This is a genomic window from Mycolicibacterium flavescens (assembly GCF_001722335.1).
In the GTDB taxonomy this organism is placed as follows: domain Bacteria; phylum Actinomycetota; class Actinomycetes; order Mycobacteriales; family Mycobacteriaceae; genus Mycobacterium; species Mycobacterium flavescens.
The window spans coordinates 91,750-108,598 of sequence record NZ_MIHA01000006.1 but is presented as its reverse complement, the minus strand read 5'-3'; the positions used below and the strand labels follow the sequence as shown (position 1 = coordinate 108,598).

Sequence of the window (16,849 nt, the reverse complement as noted above, 5' to 3'; positions counted from 1 at the left end):
CCGCCTAGTTCGCGATCGGTTCTTCGTACTTCCCGATCGCCTCGACCTTGCCCGCGGACGAGGACTGCGGATCGAACTCGTAGCCAAGCCATTCGCGGGCGAGGCGGCGGGCCAGTTCCAGTCCGATCACGCGCTGGCCGAAGCACAGCACCTGCGCGTTGTTCGACAGCACCGACCGTTCCACCGAGAAACTGTCGTGGGCGGTCACTGCCCGGACGCCGGGGACCTTGTTGGCGCTGATCGCCACTCCCAGACCGGTGCCGCACACCAACAGTGCACGATCGGCCGTGCCCTCGGCGACCATTCGCGCCGCCGCGACCGCGACGTGCGGGTAGGCGGTGTTGTCGTCGGCGCCGACGCCGACGTCGGTGACGATCTCCACCCGGGCGTCCGAGGACAGGTCGCCCTTGAGCGCCTCTTTGTACTCGTATCCGGCGTCGTCGGAACCGACGACGATCCTCAGGCCAGCCATCAGCCATCTCCTTGTGTGATGTAGGTGAAGCAGTCGGCCACGGTCTGTGCGCACATCGCCAGTGATGTCGCACCCGCGTCCGGGGTTCCCACGCTGCGCTCGGCGAGTGGGCGCGCCCGGCCGACCTTGGGACGCATGCCTGCGGTGGACCGCGCACCGCCGGTTGCGGCGTCTGCGGCGATGCGCCACGCCTGGATCCACGAATCCCCCTCGGCGGCCCGGTGTTCCAGTGCCTCGACGAAGGGCAGCAGCGCGTCGAGCATGGTCTTGTCGCCCGGGGCGGCCCCACCGAGTTGGGTCAGCGCGTCGTAGCCCGCCCGTATCCCGGCGGCGACCGTGGTCGCATCCGGGGTTCCGGTGTCCCCGAGCCGCTCGCCGAGCGCGGTGAGCAGTGCGCCCCACAGCACGCCGGACGTACCGCCGGCCTTGGCGGCCCACGCCTTGCCTGCCGCGGTGAGCACCGACCCCTGTCCGGCACCGGCCTCGGCGGCGCTGCCGGCCGCATCGCGGGCCGCCGCCGATCCCTTGACCATTCCGCGGCCGTGATCCCCGTCGCCGGCCACGGCGTCGATGCGCCCGAGTTCGGTTTCGGCGCCGGCCAGCATGTCGGCCATCGCGGTCAGCGCGCGGAGCACGACCCGGCCACCTTCGCGGCCCTCGTCGTCTGCACGGTCTGCGATATCGGTTGTCGCCGAATCGCTTCCGATCTCGTGAGGGTCGCGGACCTCACCGCTCGGGGCGGCGAGGGCCGAGACGCCCTTGCGGTATGCCGGGGTGTCGGCCGGCGCGGTCCAGTACCGTTCGAGTTCGTCGTCGAGCCACATCACCGTCAGCGAGCAGCCCGCCATGTCGAGGCTGGTGACCAGTTCCCCGACCTCGGGTTCGACGATGTCATACCCGCGCTCCCGCAGACGCCGCGCCACCTCGCCCCACAGCACGAACAGTTCCTCGTACTTGGTGCGGCCGAGTCCGTTCAGGATCACCGCGATTCGACGCTCGTCGGTGTCCGGCCGGTCGCCGAGCACCCCGTCCACCAGGGTCGCCGCCAGGCCCGCCGCGGTGGGCATCGCCTCCTCCGCGATCCCGGGCTCGCCATGGATACCCAGCCCGACCCCCATCTGTCCGGGCGGAACGGTGAACAGCGGCTTGGCCGCTCCGGGCAGCGTGCACCCGTCAAACGCGACCCCGAGCGTGCGGGTGGCGGCGTTGGCCGCTTCGGCGACGCGCACCACGCCGGCGAGGTCGAGTCCCTCTTCGGCTGCCGCGCCGGCGCACTTGAACACCGTGAAATCTCCTGCGATGCCGCGGCGTTTGCTTTCCTGCCCGCGCGGTGCGCTGGCGACGTCGTCGGTGACGGCGAAGTACCGGGCGTCGATGCCCTCGCTGCGCAGCTGGGAGACCGCGAGGTTGAAGTTCATCACGTCACCGGCGTAGTTGCCGGTGGTCAGCAGCACGCCCGCGTCGGAGTGCGCGGCGCGCGCCACCGAGGCCGCCTCTTCCGCCGACGGCGAGGTGAAGACGTTGCCGACGACCGCGCCGTCGGCGAAACCCGGTCCCACGGTGCCGCAGAACGCCGGATAGTGGCCCGAGCCGCCGCCGATCACCACGGCCACCTTGCCCGGCCGGGTCTTGTGCGCTCGCACCACACCGCCGGGCACCCCCACCACGTAGCGGGCGTTCGCGTCGAGGAAGCCGACCAGCATGTCCTCGGTGAACCGGGCCGGATCGTTGCACACCATGGTCATCGCAGCCGCTCCCCCGACCCGGCGTCGAACAGGTACACCCGCTCGGGCGGGGCCGTCACGGTCACCCGCTGCTCGGGTTCGTAGCGTTCGGCGGCGGGGGTCTGCACGACGACGCCCTCCTCGATCCCGGCGACCGTGCTGGTGGCCAACCCGAATTCCAGGAGGTGCTCGAAGTACGCCACGGTGGCGGTGATACCGCCGGCGCCGGTGGCTGTCAGCGCACAGTCCTGCGGGCGGATGCCGACGGTGACCTGCGTGCCGTCGGCCACACCGGCGGCGGCGGTATCCAACACCCCTGCGTTCGAACCGATCTCGACCTGCACGCGCCCGTCGCGCACGCGGGCCACCCCGCGCAGCACATTGATCTGCGGCTCACCGACGAACTGGGCGACGAACAGGTTCGCCGGATCGTCGAACACCTCGTCGGGGGTGCCGAACTGCTGCACCACGCCCGCGTCCATCACGGCGAGTCGGTCGGCCAGTGAGAGCGCCTCCACCTGATCGTGGGTGACGACGATGGTGGTGTAGCCGAATTCCCGTTGCAGAACCTTCAATTCGCGGCGCACCCGTTGGCGCGCCGAGGCGTCGAGGTGCGACAGCGGTTCGTCGAGCAGCAGCACCGGAGGGTTGCGCACCAACGCCCGCGCCAACGCCACCCGCTGCTTCTGGCCGCTGGAGAGTCCGGCCGGCCGGAGGTCAAGCATGTCGTCCATCTCGAGGCGGCGGCTGATCGAGGCCACCATCTTGTCGGCACCGGCGACCTTTCGCGCCTTCAATCCGTAGAGCAGGTTGTCGCGCACCGACATCGGCGGATAGAGCGCGTAGCTCTCGAACCCGACGCCGACCCCACGCTTGGCTGCGGGCAGACCCGACACCTCACGGTCGCCGATCCGGATGGAACCGCTTGTCACCGTTTCCAGTCCGGCGATCATCCGCAGTGTGGTCGTCTTCCCGCAGCCCGACGGGCCGAGCAGCGCGACCAGTTCTCCCGGCTCGATCGCCAGGTTGATCCCGTTGACGGCGGGCACATCCTCGCGGCCGTGATACACCTTGACCAGGTCGGTGAGCGTGAGGCTCTGCGCGGGCGTCGTCGACTTGGCGGCGTTCCCGCGGGCCCTTGTCGTGGTGACACTCACTGTGCTGCCTCCAGTTCTGATGCGCGGTCGGTGCGGGCCAGCCGCGGGGTGTCGCCGTCGCCGACCGCGAAGAGATGCACATCGGACTCCGCGACGGTGAGCGCCACGTCGTCGCGTTCCCCGATGCCGTCGCGGCCCGACGACAGCACGATCAGCTGGGCGCCGCCGATGTCGACGGTGAGTTCGACGTTGCGGCCGAGCCGCTCCGCGAGCAGTACCCGCCCGCGCCGCTCGCCGGTGTCGACGCCGGCCTCGATGTCACAGGGCCGCAGACCGACCCGGACACGGTCACCGCGTCCGCAGGTCGCGCCGGCGGGCACGGGGACCTCGAAGTTGCCGTCGCCGAGCCGGATTCGCCCGTCGTCGACGACACCGTCGAGCAGGTTGATCTCGGGCTGGCCGAGCGCCTTGGCGACGAACGTGTCCGCGGGGGTGCGCCAGATCTCCTCCGGAGTGCCGATCTGCACCAGCCGGCCGTCACGCATCACCGCGATCCGGTCCCCCAGCGCCAGCGCCTCCTGGTAGTCGTGGGTGACGTAGATGGTGGTGGTGTTGCTCATCGCACCGAGCTGTTTGAGTTCGGCGCGCATCGCGGCACGAAGCTTGGCGTCGAGATGGCTCAGCGGTTCGTCGAGCAGGTAGACGTCGGCGGGGCGGACCAGGACGCGGCCCAGCGCGACGCGCTGGCGCTGGCCGTTGGACAGTTCGCGCGGCAGCCGCTGCTGCAGGTGGTTGATCCCGAGCGTCGAGGTGACCTGGTCGATGCGCTCGGCGCGCTGGGCCTCGGTGTAGCGGCCGGTGCGTCCCGACTTCAGCGGCGACGCGAGGTTCTGCGCGACGGTCTTCTGCGGGTACAGCGCGTAACTCTCGAACGCCATCGCCACGTTGCGGTGGTACGGCTCGACGCGGGTGACGTCGTTGCCGCCGATGTGCACCGCGCCGGCGTCGATGTCGACCAGTCCGGCAACGGATTTCAGCGTGGTGGTCTTACCCGCGCCGCTGGGGCCGAGGATGACGAAGAACTCGCCGTCGGCGATGTCGACGGTCAGCCCGTCGACGGCCCTGGTGTTGCCGAACGACTTGTGCAGATCGGCGATAGATACGGTTGCCATCAGGCCTTCACCGCCCCGAACGACAGGCCGCGCACCAGATACCGCTGAATCGTCAGGGCGAGGATCAGCGGTGGCAGCGCGGCGATGATGGCGGCCGCGGCGGTCAGGTTGTAGTAGGCCTGTCCGCCGCCGCCGAGGAATTTGGTGATCGCGACCGTCACCGTGCCCGCGTTGGTGTCGGCGAGGATCAACGGGAACACGTAGTTGTTCCAGGCGAAGATGAACGCCAGCAGCGCGGCCGCGGCGATGCCCGGTCGCACGATCGGCAGCGCCACCATGAGGAACGCGCGCCGCCGCGTGTAGCCGTCGAGCAGGGCGGCCTGTTCGAGGTCCTCCGGCAGATCCTGGAAGTAGGACCGCAGGATCCACACCACCAGCGGCATGGTGACCAGTTGCAGCACCCAGATCATGCCGACCGTGGTGTCGAACAGCCCGATCTGGTTGTAGATCACGAACAGCGGCACGATCACCATCAGTTCCGGCGCGAACCGGAACGACAGCATGGTGAACATCAGGTCGTTGCTGCCCCGGTACTGCCAGCGCCCGGCGGCGTAGGCCGCGGGGATACCGATGAGCAGCGACACCAGGACCGCGCCGCCGCAGTTGAGCAGGCTCGTCAGCAGCGACGCCTTGAAGTCGACGCTGGTCATCTGGGTGCCCTTGTCGCTCAGCACCGTTGCGAAGTTCTCCCACGTCGGGCTGAACGAGAAGTACGCGGTGGTCTGCTCTTCGGCGTTCTTCAGCGCCAGCATCAGCATCCAGAAGATCGGGAAGAGCGAGAACACGAACCAGAACAGCAGGCCGAGGTCGGCGGCCACCGATCCGATCGACCAGCGTTTCTGGCCCGGCGCCAATTCTGTTCCGGCGAAACGGGATTTCTTGAAGGCCATGACTATGACTCCGCCCCGGCAGCACGGCGCTGCGCCTTGCCCAGCACGCTGACCAGGTAGCGCGCCGTGATGAACACGATCACCCACAGCAGCAGCATGTAGGTGCTGCCGCGGGAGTAGTCGAGGTTGATGATCGAGTCCTCGAAGGCCCCGATCTGCAGGGTCCGGGTCGCGACACCGGGACCGCCTGCCGTCAACACGTAGATGTGGTCGAACACCTTGAGGTTGTCCATGAACCGGAAGATCACCGCGACCAGGATGTAGGGCCACAGCATCGGCAGCATCAGCTTGCGGAACATGTAGAACCAGTTGGCTCCGTCGACCTCGGAGGCCTCGAACGGTTCCTTGGGCAGGGAGCGGATCCCGGCGAGCACCAGGATCGCGACGAACGGTGTGAAGATCCACAGGTCGACCAGGATCACCGACCACAGCGCGTTCGTCGACGACAGCCAGTCGAACGTGCTGCCCAGGCCCAGGACGTGGTTGAGCACGCCGAACTGCGGGTTGAACATCAGCTTCCAGATCACCCCGGCGATGACGGGCGCGATCATCAGCGGCAGGATCAACACCCGTTCGAAGATCCGCCCGATCACCGACGAACGGTTGAGCAGCAGGGCCAGCCCCACACCGATCACCGTCTCGATGAGCGTGGCGACCACCGCAAAGATCCCGGTGACCTTGACGCTCTGCCAGAAGACCTGGTCGCCCAGCACGGATTTGAAGTTCTCGAACCACACGAAGTGCGGGTCGGGGTTGACCGCCGCGTAGTTGAGAAACGCGTAGTAGGCGCCGACCGCGAACGGGTACAGGATGCCGATGACGATCAGGACCGCGGGCACCGACAACAGGTAGGGCCGCAGTCTGCGCCGCCATGTCGGCACTTCGGGCAACGGGCCTGTGGCGGCGCGGTCGACCGATGGCGCGGCGGCGGCGGGTTGCTCGGATGTCTGCAATGTCATATCGCCGGCTCCTACAGGTTGACCTTGGAGGTGTTCGTCTTGGCCAGGCTTCGCAACCGGGAGGCCGCGTCGGCTCCGCCGTAGATGTCCTGCAACGCCACCGCCCAGTTCTGGGTGGTGTCGAAGAACTTAGTCTGCGGCGTGAACTGGATCCTGGACTCCCCGATGACGGTCTCGAACGCCTCCAGGTAACCGAACTGGTCGGCTGCCACCCGCTTGAAGGTGTTGTCGAAGACCGACTTTCGCACCGGGTCTGCGTAGCTCCCGGCCTCGACGGCCTTGGCCATCGACTCCTTGCCGGTGGCCCACTGGATGAAAAGCCAGGCGGGCAGCTTGTTGCGGGAGTTGGCGCTCATCGCCCAGCTCCACGTCCACAGGTTGGTCTTGTAGTTGCCGTCCGGTCCGGCGGGTCCGGCGTACCAGCCGAGATTGCCCGCCTCCTTGCTGGCGCCGGGCTTGTTCTTCGGGTAGGTGGCGCTGTCGGCGTCGTAGACCATCATCGCCGTGCCGTCACCCAGATCGCCGGTGGCGTTGGGATAGTCGTAGGTGGTCCATGACGTCGGACCGGCCAGGTGCTGCATCTCGATCCACTTGCGGGTGAACGCGATGGCCTGCTCGCTGTCCATCTCGGCCACCAGTTCCGAGCCGTTGAACGTGTAGTCGACCGCGCCCTCGCGGCTGTACTGCGTCATGAAGCCCGGATGGATGGTCGCCCAGGACTTCGACCCGCGGGTCGCGATACCGTACCGGTTCTGCGAGCGGTCGGTCAGGTCGACGGCCAGCTGGATGAAATCGTCGAAGTTGTCCGGCAACCGGGTGATGCCGCGACGGTCGAAGTATGCCTTGTTGTAGGCGACCACGTTGTTTTCGAAGCCCCACGGAATCGCGAACTGACCGCCGGTGCCGAGCGGGTTCCCCAACTGGAAATCCCAGCGGGTGGAGGTGCGCAGACCGTCGAAGATGTCCTCGAAGTCGTACTCGGCGCTGGTGGCCGACGTGTTCTGCAGCCATGGGCCCAGGTCCTCGATCCACCCGGGCGGGCCGTACTGCCAGATGAAGTAGGCGCCGAGCATGAACGCGTCGTGCTTGCCCGATCCCCCGGCCAGTTCGGTGTTGAGCTTGGTGTAGTAGTCCGCCTCGGGCACCAGGTCGACGTTGACGTTGATGCCGGTCAGCTCGGTGAACTCCTTGAGCAACGGCTGATACGACTGCTGGTAGGGGTGGGGGGTCTGCAGGATGTTGATCGTCGACCCGGCCGCCTTGCGCCAGTCGAATCCGCCGCTGACCTCCGCGGCACCGTTGGGCGCGTTGGTGCCGCCACCGACACCGCACGCCGACAGCACCGGCAGACTGACCGCGGCGGCACCGGCCAAGCCCATGGCCGCCAACATGTTTCGCCTCGACAACTGACGGCGCAGCGCGGGCTGTGGTTCTGGGGTCATCACTATCGCTGTCGCTTTCGCTAGGCCGGGATCAGGGAGACCTTGACCGATTCCTTGCCGTCGGCCACCAGATCGAGACCCTTCTGGAATTCACTGAGCGGCAACTGATGGGTGCAGATCTCGTCCATCGGAAGAGCACCCGACTCGATCATCTTGATCGCCGCCGGCCAGCAGTACGGGCCGAGGTGCGCGCCGAGCACATCGAGTTCCTTGTCGTCGCTGATGATGCTCCAGTCGACGGTGGCATCACTGCCGAAAACCCCGTACTCGACATAACGTCCGAGTTTGCGCAGCAGATTCAGCCCCTGCGGCACCGCCGAGGTGTGCCCGGTGCCCTCGAGATACACATCGGCGCCGTAACCGTCGGTGAGATCCTTGATGATCTTCTCGGCGTCTTGCTCGGCGATGTTGATCGTCAGGTCGGCACCGCACTTCTCGGCGAGTGTGAGCTTGTCCGGCGCCATGTCCAGCGCGATGACGCGCATCGGGTTCTTCGCCTTGGCGCCGGCGACCATGCCGAGGCCGATCGGACCGCATCCGGCGACCACGACGGTGTCCTCGAACGTGATCTGCGCCCGCTCAACGGCGTGCAGCGAACACGACAGCGGCTCGGCGAACGCCGCGTGGTGCGCCGGGACCTCCGGGGAAACCTTGTGCACCAGTGCTTCTGCGGGATAAACCATGTAACTGGCCATTGCACCCGGGGTCCGGCGCTTGAACCCGTAGAGGTCGTGCGGCTGGCACATGTGGTACTGGCCCCGCTTGCAGAACCGGCACTCCCAGCAGGGCACGATCTGCTCGGACACCACCCGGTCGCCGACCGCGATCCCCCACCGTTCGGCGGCCTCGTCGTCGAGTTCGACGACGCGGCCGACGAATTCGTGCCCGGGGATGACCATCGTCTCGGCCCATGCCGGGCGGTTCTCGTCACCCCAGAACTTCGCGGCGCCGTGGTAGCACTTCAGGTCGCTGGCGCAGATGCCGACGGCCTCCACTTTGATCAACGCCTCACCCGGGCGACGCACCGGCACCGCCACCTCTTCAAGCCGGTAGTCCTGGGGGCCGTGGCAGATGACCGCTTGCATCTTCTCGGGAATCTGGTCGGACATCAGCACTCCTGTCAACGTCGCTGTCGCTGGCAACACCTGCGCTCGGCTGGTGTGGGTGCAGTCACACTAACGCCGCGGTGCACATATGTCCAGAACACATGTTCATAGAACATCTACCAGGAACAGATGCCCAGATGGCATACTCTCCGCATGCCCAGGACCGCCCGGCCCTCCACTCCCGCAGGCGCCGAAGCCTCCGCGTCGGACGGCGAGTCCGGGCATTTCCCCGCCTCGCTGCTGTATCAGGCCGCCAAGCTCTACTACACCGAGGAGGCCACCCAGGCCGAGGTGGCGACCCGGCTGGGCACCAGTCGCGCGACCGTGAGCCGGTTGCTGGCCGAGGCGAAGCGCCGCGGAATCGTCCGCATCGAAGTGGTGCCGCCCGCCGAGGTGACGGTCGGCGACCTCTCCGACCGGCTGGCCCGGGCGTTGTCGTTGACCAGCGTCGTGTTGAGCCTGCCCCTGCCGACGCCGGGCCCGGGCCGCACCCACCTCGATGTGATGGGCGGGGTGCTGGCGCCCGCGGTCGGCCGCGCGCTGTCGGCGGCCGGATTGCTGGCCGGCGATGTGCTGCTGGTGTCCTCGGGGCGCACGGTCTACGAGGTCGCGCAGTACGATCTCGCGCCGCTGCCGGGAGTCCTGGTCGCTCCCACGGTCGGAGGAAACGACCAACCCGAAGCGTGGTACCAGACCAACGAGATCACCCGACTGATCGCCGACCGGGTCGCCGGCCGGCCGAACTACCTGTTCGCCCCGGCGCTTCCGGGACCCGACCTGTATCCGTCGTTGCTGAAGGACCCGACCATCCAGCGGGTGCTGCACCTGTGGCCGCATGCGCGCTGCGCGCTGATGGGCGTGGGCGCACCGCCACTGATGCGCGCCGACATCCCCCGATTCGTGCCGACCGAGTCGACGTCGTTGCGGGCGGCCGTCGGCGACGTGTGCTCGCGGTTCTACGACCGCGCGGGTGAGCCGGTCGGATTCGACGGCAGCGACCGGCTGATCGCCGTGGAACTGGAAGCGCTGCGCCATATTCCGGTGACCATCGCGGTGGCGGTCGGCACCGACAAGATCGAATCGATCATCGCCGGCGCCCGCGGCGGGTACTTCAACCAGCTCGTCACCGACCCCGCCACAGCATCGGCCATTCTGACCCACCTGGAGCACGCATGACGACGGTGACCGCACCCCGATACGCCGGAGCACTGCGGCTCGACGGAAAACGGGCACTGATCACCGGCGCCACCAAGGGCATCGGCGCCGACATCGCCCGGGCGTTCGCCTCAGCGGGGGCCAGCCTCGTGCTCAGCGGACGCGACGAAGCCGAACTGCGCTCCGCACGCACCGCCCTGACCGATCAGTACAACATCGAGATCAGAACCCTCGCAGTCGATCTGGCCGACAGCGCAGGGCCCGCGAGGCTGGCCGACGCGGCGGTGGACGCATTCGGCGGGCTCGACGTGCTGGTCAACAACGCCGGCGTGTCGTATCCGCAACCGGCGACCGAGACCGACCCGGCACAGTTCGACGCCACGCTCGCGGTGAACCTGAGGGCGCCGGCCCTGCTGGCATCCGCAGTCGGCGCGTCGATGGTCGAAGCGGGCACCGGTGGGTCGATCATCACGGTGGCCTCGGCGGCCGCGCTGGCGCCACTGCCCGACCACTACGCCTACTGCGCGTCCAAAGCCGGCCTGGTGATGGCGACCAAGGTGCTGGCCCGCGAGCTGGGCCCGCACGGCGTGCGCGCGAACTCGGTCTGCCCGACGGTGGTGCTGACCGAGATGGGTCAGCGGGTCTGGGGCGAGGAAGCCAAGGCCGCTCCCATGCTGGCGCGAATACCGCTGGGCCGCTTCGCTGTTCCCCACGAGGTGTCCGACGCCGTGGTGTGGCTGGCCAGCGATATGGCAAGCATGGTCAACGGCGTCGACATCGCCGTCGACGGCGGCTACACGATGGGATGACCACTCAGGACGGGTCCATGGCCGTCAGGCGGTGCACCTGGTCCCTGGTGGCGGGATACAGCTCACGCCACACCTCGTAGAGCTCGTCGTAGAGTCGCCGGTTCCCCGGATCGGGCGTGATCTCACGCGCGATTCTGGCCCAATCGGTCTCGGGTGGCACCAACCCCGCACCGATACCGGCGAGCAGCGCGTCGCCGTAGCTGGCGCCGATGGCCTGTTCCGGCACCAGCTGCGAGCGCCCGGTGATGTCGCTGACGGCCTGGGCCCAGATCGGGCTGCGGAGCCCACCGCCCACCGCGACGGTGCGGGCATCGACGTGCGCATCGTCGAACCGCTCGAGAATCTGGCGGATTCCGAACGAAATGCCTTCGTAGGCAGCCCGGAACAGGTGGCCCCGGCCGTGCCGCAGGGTCAGCCCCGCGACGACGCCCCTGGCCCGCGGATCGAACACCGGGGTGCGCTCACCCGCCAGGTACGGCAACACCAGCAGCCCTTCGCTGCCCGGCGGCACCTGCTGCGCTTCGGCCATCAGTTCGTCGAACGACGCACCGCCGGTCACCGTCTGCAGCCAGCCGATCAGGCTGCCCGCCGTCGACGTGCCCGCGGCCAACGCCAGCGTGCCGCGATCCACGCCCGCGGTGACCCACAGCGCCGGATCGCTGTAGTACTCGTCGATGACCTGCACCAGAAACATCGTCGAGCCGTACATCAGCATCCGGTCCCCCGGCGACCGCACACCGACCGAGAACGCCTCGGAATAGGCGTCGACCGCGCCGGCCGCCAGCGGTGTACCGGCAGGAACACCCGTCGCCTCGGCGGCCACGGCGCTCACCGTGCCCACCACCTCACTGGGCCACACCAACCGCGGCAACGGGAGGTGCCCGCACAGGCGGTGGGCCCACTGGTGATTCCAGTCGAAATCCCGCGTGACGTACATCGGGTCACACTGGCTCGCGGTGTGGTGGTCCATCACGTATTCGCCGGTCAGCTTCGCGGCGATGTAGGAGTTGGACCCGTACCATCCCCTGGCGCGTTCGAACACCTCGGGCTCGTGCCGGCGCACCCACTCCAGTTTGGGCCCGACCGCCTGGCTCGACAGCAGTGTGCCCGCCTGGTCCATGATGTTCTGCTCGCCGAACTCGGCTGTCAGTGAATCGATCTCGGCGGTGGCGCGGGTGTCCACGCCGTACAGGATGGCCGGCCGCAGCGGCCGCAGATCCTCGTCGCACAGCACCAGGCAGGGGCCCACACCGCTGACGCACATCGCGCCGAGGACGCTCCCGCTGGGCATCTGTGCCATCAGCGCGCGGCTGATGGCACAGACCTCGTGCCACCACACCGCCTCGGCGTCGACCTCGGCCCAGCCCGGCCTCGGCAGATCCATCGAGTGCGGAATCGTCTCGGAAGCAAGCACCGCTCCCGAGGTGTCGACGAGAACACCCTTCGTGCTTCCCGTCCCCATGTCGATCCCGAGCAGCAGCTGCACGCGATAGACCCTACGTCAGACCCCGGCGCCCAAGACCCGCATCGACTGTCCGGTACCGTCGCGAAACCATGAACAATGGGGCGTGTGGACACCCGGCGCCTCCAACTTCTGCTCGCACTGTCGCGGCTGGGGTCCATGCGCGCGGTCGCCGAGACCTACGGGCTGACCACGTCCACGGTGTCGCAGCAAATCGCGGCGCTGGCAAAGGAAACCGGTGCGCAACTCATCGAACCCGAAGGCCGCCGGGTGCGGCTGACACCGGCCGGCCGGCGGCTGGCCGACCACGCAGTGACGATCCTGGCCGCGATCGACAGCGCCCGGCTGGACCTCGATCCCGACGCCGAACCCGCCGGTGTGGTGCGGGTCGGCGGCTTCGCCACCGGCATCCGGGTTTCGCTGTTGCCGACGGTGGCCGAACTGGCCGAAACCCATCCGGGGGTCGAGTTGATCATCAGCGAGTACGAACCGCTCGAGGCGTTCGCGCTGCTCAACGACGACCGCCTGGATCTGGCGCTGACCTACGACTACAACCTGGCGCCCGCATCGCCGGGACCGCTGCTGGAGACGGTGCCGCTGTGGTCGATCACCTGGGGGCTCGGGGTACCCCACACCTTCCCCGACGGTCCCGCCGATTTCGCGTCGTACGCCGACTACACCTGGATCGTGAACTCCCGCAACACCGCTGACGAGGATGCGGTCAGGACGCTGGCGGCGCTGGCCGGGTTCGCACCGCGCATCGCACACGAGATCGACAGCCTCGACCTGGTCGAGGAACTGATCACCGCGGGATACGGCGTCGGCCTGTTGCCGCTGGGCCGACCGACCAGCGCCGGGGTCAAGGTGCTGCCGCTGCGCGATCCGCAACCGGTGCTTACCGCCTACGCCGTGACCCGGCGCGGCCGCGCGGTCTGGCCGCCGCTGCGGGCGATCCTCGACCGGATCTGCCCACCACCGGGTGCGCCCGTGCCACCCGCCGAATGGCCCCGACCCGAGGCCGCGCGGTGAGCTACTGCCCCAGCGTCAGCGGCTGAGCGGCGCGGTACTGCTCGAGTACCGCAGGCGTCGGCTGCGCGCCGTAGGTCTGTACGTCCTCGAGCGTCCACTGCGGCGGCGAATCCTGCTCTGACAGCGCCCATGCCGCCTGACGGGCGGCACCCCGCGCGACATACTCGGCCGGTGTCGGCACGCGAACCGTCACCCCGAGCAGCGCGGGCGCGATCCGCCGCACCGCCTCCGAGCGGGCGCCCCCGCCGGTGAGGATGACGTCGCGCACGTCGACGCCGTGGGCGGTGATCTTCTCGACGCAGTACGCCATCGAACTCAGCAGACCCTCGACCGCGGCGCGGGCGACGTTGGCCGGTGTCAGGTTTCGGGTGTTCGCACCGTGCAGGGCGCCGGCGGCACCGGGCAGGTTGGGCGAACGCTCACCCTCGAAATACGGCACCAGAACCAGGCCTTCGGCGCCGGGATCGGCGGACAGTGCCAGGCGGTCCAGCTCGTCGAACTCGACGCCCAGCATCCGCGCGACAGCGGCCAGGACCGGGGCGCCGTTGAGCGTGCACACCAGCGGCAGTTGCCGGCCGGTCGCGTCGGCGAATGCGGCCACCACACCTTCCGGATCACGAGGTGCGACGTTGCCGACCGCGCTGACGACGCCCGAGGTCCCCAGCGACAGCACGCAGTCGCCCTGATCGGCACCCAGGCCCAGCGCGGCCGCCGCGTTGTCGCCCGCACCGGCGCCCAGGCGCGCACCCCGCACGGTCTGTCCTGCCGGGTCCCGCGGTCCCAGCACGGCCGGCACGAGCGGACGTCGCCCGCGCATCGCCATCTCCAGCAGCTCGAGATCGTATTCGCCTGTCTCCGAGGAGAAGTAGCCGGTACCGCTGGCGTCGCTGCGATCGGTGCGCAGATCGTCGATGTCGGTGGAGCCGCTCAGGCGCCAGGTCAGCCAGTCGTGGGGCAGGCACACCGCGGCCGTCGCGTCGGCGTGAGCCGGTTCGTGGTCGGTGAGCCAGCGCAGCTTGGTCGCGGTGATCGACGCGACCGGCACCACCCCGATGCGCTCGGCCCACTGCCTCCGACCGCCGAGTTCGTCGAGCAACTGCACGGCGGCCGCGCTCGAGCGGGTGTCGTTCCACAGCAAGGCCTCCCGCACCACCCGGCCGTCGTCGCCCAGACACACCATGCCGTGCTGCTGGGCGCCCACCGAGACCGCGGCGACGTCGTCGAGGCCGCCGGCAGCCGACACCGCCGACTCGAGCGCCACCCACCACTGCTGCGGGTCGACTTCGGTCCCGTCCGGATGCGGGGCCGATCCGGAGCGCACAACCGCACCGGTGTCCGCATCGCAGATCAGCACCTTGCAGGACTGGGTGGAGGAGTCGATGCCCGCAACGAGAGTCACGCCTGCGAAGCTACTACGCTGCCGCCCACCGGGGCTGCTCGGCGACTATGCACTTTCGACGGTGGCGCACCGCCGCGACTGCGAGAATCAGGTGTGCAAAACGAGGACCCCGAGGCGAGTGCGTACTGGGACGACGGCCGCGGCGAGACCGAACTACAACGGCTGGACCGGAATTGGTCGAATTTGCTGCAGGAACTGCGGGTCGCGCAGACCGGTGTTCAGCTGCTGACCGGCTTTCTGTTGATCCTGCCGTTCTCGGATCATTTCGACGACCTCGACACCACGATGCGCATGGTGTACCTGTCCACCGTGGTCTGCTCGATCGGCGCCACGATCTTGCTGATCGCCCCGGTGAGCATGCACCGACTACTGTTCCGTCGGCGGCGGATGAAGACGCTGGTGGCCAGCGGACACCGGTACGCGATCATCGGCCTGCTGTTGCTCGGCGTCGCCCTTGCCGGAGTCGCCACGATCATCTTCGACGCCGTCGGCAACCGGCCCGCGGCGTGGATCGCGGGAGCTGTCAGCCTGACGACGCTGGGGCTGTTCTGGTTCGTGTTGCCGCTGCGCGGGCGCATGCGCGATGCGCATTGACGTTTGTGACAGCTGCGGTCCGGGAACACATGGCCCATGTTGATCCGTCGTATCGCGCGCCCGATGCTGTCAGCTGCCTTCATCGCCCGGGGGGTCGAAGCGCTCCGCAGTCCCAAGCCGGCGGCCGACGCCGCCCGTCCCACCCTGGAGGGGCTGAGCAAGCTGCCCGACCCGGTCGGCACCAACGTGCCCGCCAACGCCGAGACGGTCGCCAAGGTGACCGCCGCCGTGCAGATCGGCGGTGGCCTGCTCCTGGCCAGCGGCAAACTTCCGCGGCTGGCATCGGCAGCGCTGGCGGTCAGCGTCGTCCCGGGCAGCCTTGGCGGGCACACCTTCTGGAACGAGACCGACCCTGCGCGTAAGGCTGAGGAGCGGCGTGCGTTCATCACCGACGTCAGCCTCATCGGCGGGCTGATCATCGCCGCGGTGGACACCGAGGGCAAACCATCGCTGGGCTGGCGCGGTCGTCAGACGGCGCACAAGGTTTCCGAGGCGGTCACGTCGGCACTGCCGGCCGGAGCGGCGGCGGGCGGGGCGCTCGGCGACAGCGCGCTGGCCGACAAGGTCAGCCACGGACTGCAGGTCGGCGCCGAACGCGGTCGCGAGATCGCCCACGTCGCGCTCGAACGGGGCACCGAGCTCGCCGAGGTCGCGCGCGAACGCGGACCCGAGTTCGCGGAACTGGCCCGCAAGCGTGGCGCCGAACTCGCCGACGTGGCCCGCGAACGCGGACCGGAGATCGCCGACCGGGCGCGCAAGCGCGGCACCGAACTCGCCGACGTCGCCCGCGAACGCGGACCCGAGTTGGCCGACGTCGCCCGCAAGCGCAGCGCGGTGCTCGCCGACGTTGCGCGCGAACGCGGTTCGGAGTGGGCCGACGTGGCCCGCGACCGTGCACCGGAACTCGCCGAGACCGCTCGCGGTCGCGCGCAGGAACTCGCCGAGAAGTCCCGCAAGCAGGCCAAGCAGGCCCGTAAGGAAGCCAAGCGGCAGCAGCGCAAACTGCGCTGATCGCCTCATCGAAGCGGCCCGGGGGCGACGGGATCGGCGGTAGATTGGCGGCCGTGACTAGCCCCGAATTCGAATACCAGCCCGGACCCTACGGCGCGCCCCCTGCGGGCCGTCCCGGCGGATTGCTGCTGCGGTGGCTCGCCCGGTTCATCGACGGGATCATCGTCGGCATCGTCAGCTGGCTGCTGGCGATGTTCACCGACAACGAGTCGAGCATCCTGGTGACCGGCGTGTTCACCGGTGTGCTGATGTTCGTGTACTTCTTCGCCTTCGAGACCACGACCGGGTCGACGCTGGGTAAGAAGCTGCTGGGGCTGCGGGTCCTCGGCCCGGGCGGTGCGCCGAAGCCGACCGCGGCCCAGTCGGCGATCCGCAACTCCTGGACGGTGCTGCCGGTCATCCCGTTCGTGGGCGGTCTGCTCGGCTTCATCGCGATCGTCGTCATCGCGGTGACGATCAGCGGCAGCCCGACCAAGCAGGGCAAGCACGATCAGCTGGCCGGCGGCACCCAGGTCGTCAAGGGCTGAA

General features: G+C 68.7%; 16 protein-coding genes. 6 read left to right on the top strand and 10 right to left on the bottom strand.

Annotated features, from left to right (window positions below):
* Window positions 1-4: 4 nt before the first annotated feature.
* The 8 genes from BHQ18_RS10030 to eltD form a co-directional block, all read right to left on the bottom strand.
* A complete protein-coding gene (locus BHQ18_RS10030; protein ID WP_069413450.1) occupies window positions 5-472 on the bottom strand; it encodes a ribose-5-phosphate isomerase in 468 nt (155 codons plus the stop codon).
* Window positions 472-2,217, bottom strand: a complete 1,746-nt coding sequence (gene derK / locus BHQ18_RS10025) for a D-erythrulose 4-kinase (protein ID WP_069413449.1) — start codon at window positions 2,215-2,217, stop codon at window positions 472-474. The genes BHQ18_RS10030 and derK overlap by 1 nt, the downstream gene beginning before the upstream one ends.
* On the bottom strand, window positions 2,214-3,353 hold the full coding sequence (locus tag BHQ18_RS10020; RefSeq protein WP_069413448.1) for an ABC transporter ATP-binding protein: 1,140 nt from the start codon (window positions 3,351-3,353) through the stop codon (window positions 2,214-2,216). The genes derK and BHQ18_RS10020 overlap by 4 nt, the downstream gene beginning before the upstream one ends.
* Window positions 3,350-4,465, bottom strand: a complete 1,116-nt coding sequence (locus BHQ18_RS10015; protein ID WP_069413447.1) for an ABC transporter ATP-binding protein — start codon at window positions 4,463-4,465, stop codon at window positions 3,350-3,352. Before BHQ18_RS10015 ends, BHQ18_RS10020 begins: the two co-directional genes overlap by 4 nt.
* Window positions 4,465-5,355 (bottom strand): carbohydrate ABC transporter permease, encoded by an 891-nt coding sequence (locus BHQ18_RS10010; protein WP_069413446.1) that lies wholly within the window; start codon window positions 5,353-5,355, stop codon window positions 4,465-4,467. The genes BHQ18_RS10015 and BHQ18_RS10010 overlap by 1 nt, the downstream gene beginning before the upstream one ends.
* A gap of 2 nt (window positions 5,356-5,357) precedes the next feature.
* A complete protein-coding gene (locus BHQ18_RS10005; RefSeq protein WP_069413445.1) occupies window positions 5,358-6,314 on the bottom strand; it encodes a carbohydrate ABC transporter permease in 957 nt (318 codons plus the stop codon).
* Between the two features lie 11 nt (window positions 6,315-6,325).
* Entirely contained in the window at window positions 6,326-7,705 is a 1,380-nt protein-coding gene (locus BHQ18_RS10000; RefSeq protein ID WP_069413444.1) for an extracellular solute-binding protein, read from the bottom strand.
* Window positions 7,706-7,776: 71 nt separating this feature from the next.
* Entirely contained in the window at window positions 7,777-8,865 is a 1,089-nt protein-coding gene (gene eltD, locus BHQ18_RS09995; RefSeq protein WP_069413626.1) for an erythritol/L-threitol dehyrogenase, read from the bottom strand.
* Between the two features lie 150 nt (window positions 8,866-9,015).
* Between eltD and BHQ18_RS09990 the strand changes: the two genes are divergently transcribed.
* A complete protein-coding gene (locus tag BHQ18_RS09990) occupies window positions 9,016-10,038 on the top strand; it encodes a sugar-binding transcriptional regulator (RefSeq protein ID WP_069413443.1) in 1,023 nt (340 codons plus the stop codon).
* Window positions 10,035-10,826, top strand: a complete 792-nt coding sequence (locus BHQ18_RS09985; RefSeq protein WP_069413442.1) for an SDR family NAD(P)-dependent oxidoreductase — start codon at window positions 10,035-10,037, stop codon at window positions 10,824-10,826. The genes BHQ18_RS09990 and BHQ18_RS09985 overlap by 4 nt, the downstream gene beginning before the upstream one ends.
* 4 nt (window positions 10,827-10,830) lie before the next feature.
* On the opposite strand, the gene BHQ18_RS09980 is transcribed toward BHQ18_RS09985, so the two are convergent.
* The gene (locus BHQ18_RS09980; RefSeq protein WP_069413441.1) at window positions 10,831-12,312 is read right to left on the bottom strand and encodes an FGGY-family carbohydrate kinase; all 1,482 of its coding nucleotides are present in this window, start codon (window positions 12,310-12,312) and stop codon (window positions 10,831-10,833) included.
* Between the two features lie 84 nt (window positions 12,313-12,396).
* Here BHQ18_RS09980 and BHQ18_RS09975 point away from each other — a divergent pair, with 84 nt between their 5' ends.
* Window positions 12,397-13,317, top strand: coding sequence for a LysR family transcriptional regulator (locus BHQ18_RS09975; protein ID WP_069413625.1), 921 nt, complete (start codon window positions 12,397-12,399; stop codon window positions 13,315-13,317).
* Window position 13,318: 1 nt separating this feature from the next.
* Here the strand turns inward: BHQ18_RS09975 and BHQ18_RS09970 are convergent, their stop codons facing one another.
* Window positions 13,319-14,716, bottom strand: a complete 1,398-nt coding sequence (locus BHQ18_RS09970; RefSeq protein WP_069413440.1) for a xylulokinase — start codon at window positions 14,714-14,716, stop codon at window positions 13,319-13,321.
* Window positions 14,717-14,809: 93 nt separating this feature from the next.
* On the opposite strand from BHQ18_RS09970, the gene BHQ18_RS09965 reads away from it, so the two are divergent.
* From BHQ18_RS09965 to BHQ18_RS09955, 3 genes are read left to right on the top strand one after another with little or no spacing between them, the layout of a single operon-like run.
* Entirely contained in the window at window positions 14,810-15,310 is a 501-nt protein-coding gene (locus BHQ18_RS09965; protein ID WP_109789244.1) for a DUF6328 family protein, read from the top strand.
* Window positions 15,311-15,346: 36 nt separating this feature from the next.
* Window positions 15,347-16,321 carry a DoxX family protein gene (locus BHQ18_RS09960; protein WP_069413439.1) on the top strand — a complete coding sequence of 325 codons (975 nt, stop codon included), beginning with the start codon at window positions 15,347-15,349 and terminating at the stop codon, window positions 16,319-16,321.
* A gap of 53 nt (window positions 16,322-16,374) precedes the next feature.
* Window positions 16,375-16,848 carry an RDD family protein gene (locus BHQ18_RS09955; RefSeq protein ID WP_069413623.1) on the top strand — a complete coding sequence of 158 codons (474 nt, stop codon included), beginning with the start codon at window positions 16,375-16,377 and terminating at the stop codon, window positions 16,846-16,848.
* The last annotated feature ends 1 nt before the right edge of the window (window position 16,849 follow it).

Bases quoted from the DNA above. Each gene is read 5' to 3' on its own strand.
- BHQ18_RS10030 (WP_069413450.1), bottom strand. From the start codon at position 472: ATGGCTGGCCTGAGGATCGTCGTCGGTTCCGACGACGCCGGATACGAG.
- BHQ18_RS10015 (WP_069413447.1), bottom strand. From the start codon at position 4,465: ATGGCAACCGTATCTATCGCCGATCTGCACAAGTCGTTCGGCAACACC.
- derK (WP_069413449.1), bottom strand. From the start codon at position 2,217: ATGACCATGGTGTGCAACGATCCGGCCCGGTTCACCGAGGACATGCTG.
- eltD (WP_069413626.1), bottom strand. From the start codon at position 8,865: ATGTCCGACCAGATTCCCGAGAAGATGCAAGCGGTCATCTGCCACGGC.
- BHQ18_RS09985 (WP_069413442.1), top strand. From the start codon at position 10,035: ATGACGACGGTGACCGCACCCCGATACGCCGGAGCACTGCGGCTCGAC.
- BHQ18_RS10010 (WP_069413446.1), bottom strand. From the start codon at position 5,355: ATGGCCTTCAAGAAATCCCGTTTCGCCGGAACAGAATTGGCGCCGGGC.
- BHQ18_RS09990 (WP_069413443.1), top strand. From the start codon at position 9,016: ATGCCCAGGACCGCCCGGCCCTCCACTCCCGCAGGCGCCGAAGCCTCC.
- BHQ18_RS09960 (WP_069413439.1), top strand. From the start codon at position 15,347: ATGTTGATCCGTCGTATCGCGCGCCCGATGCTGTCAGCTGCCTTCATC.
- BHQ18_RS10005 (WP_069413445.1), bottom strand. From the start codon at position 6,314: ATGACATTGCAGACATCCGAGCAACCCGCCGCCGCCGCGCCATCGGTC.
- BHQ18_RS10000 (WP_069413444.1), bottom strand. From the start codon at position 7,705: ATGTTGGCGGCCATGGGCTTGGCCGGTGCCGCCGCGGTCAGTCTGCCG.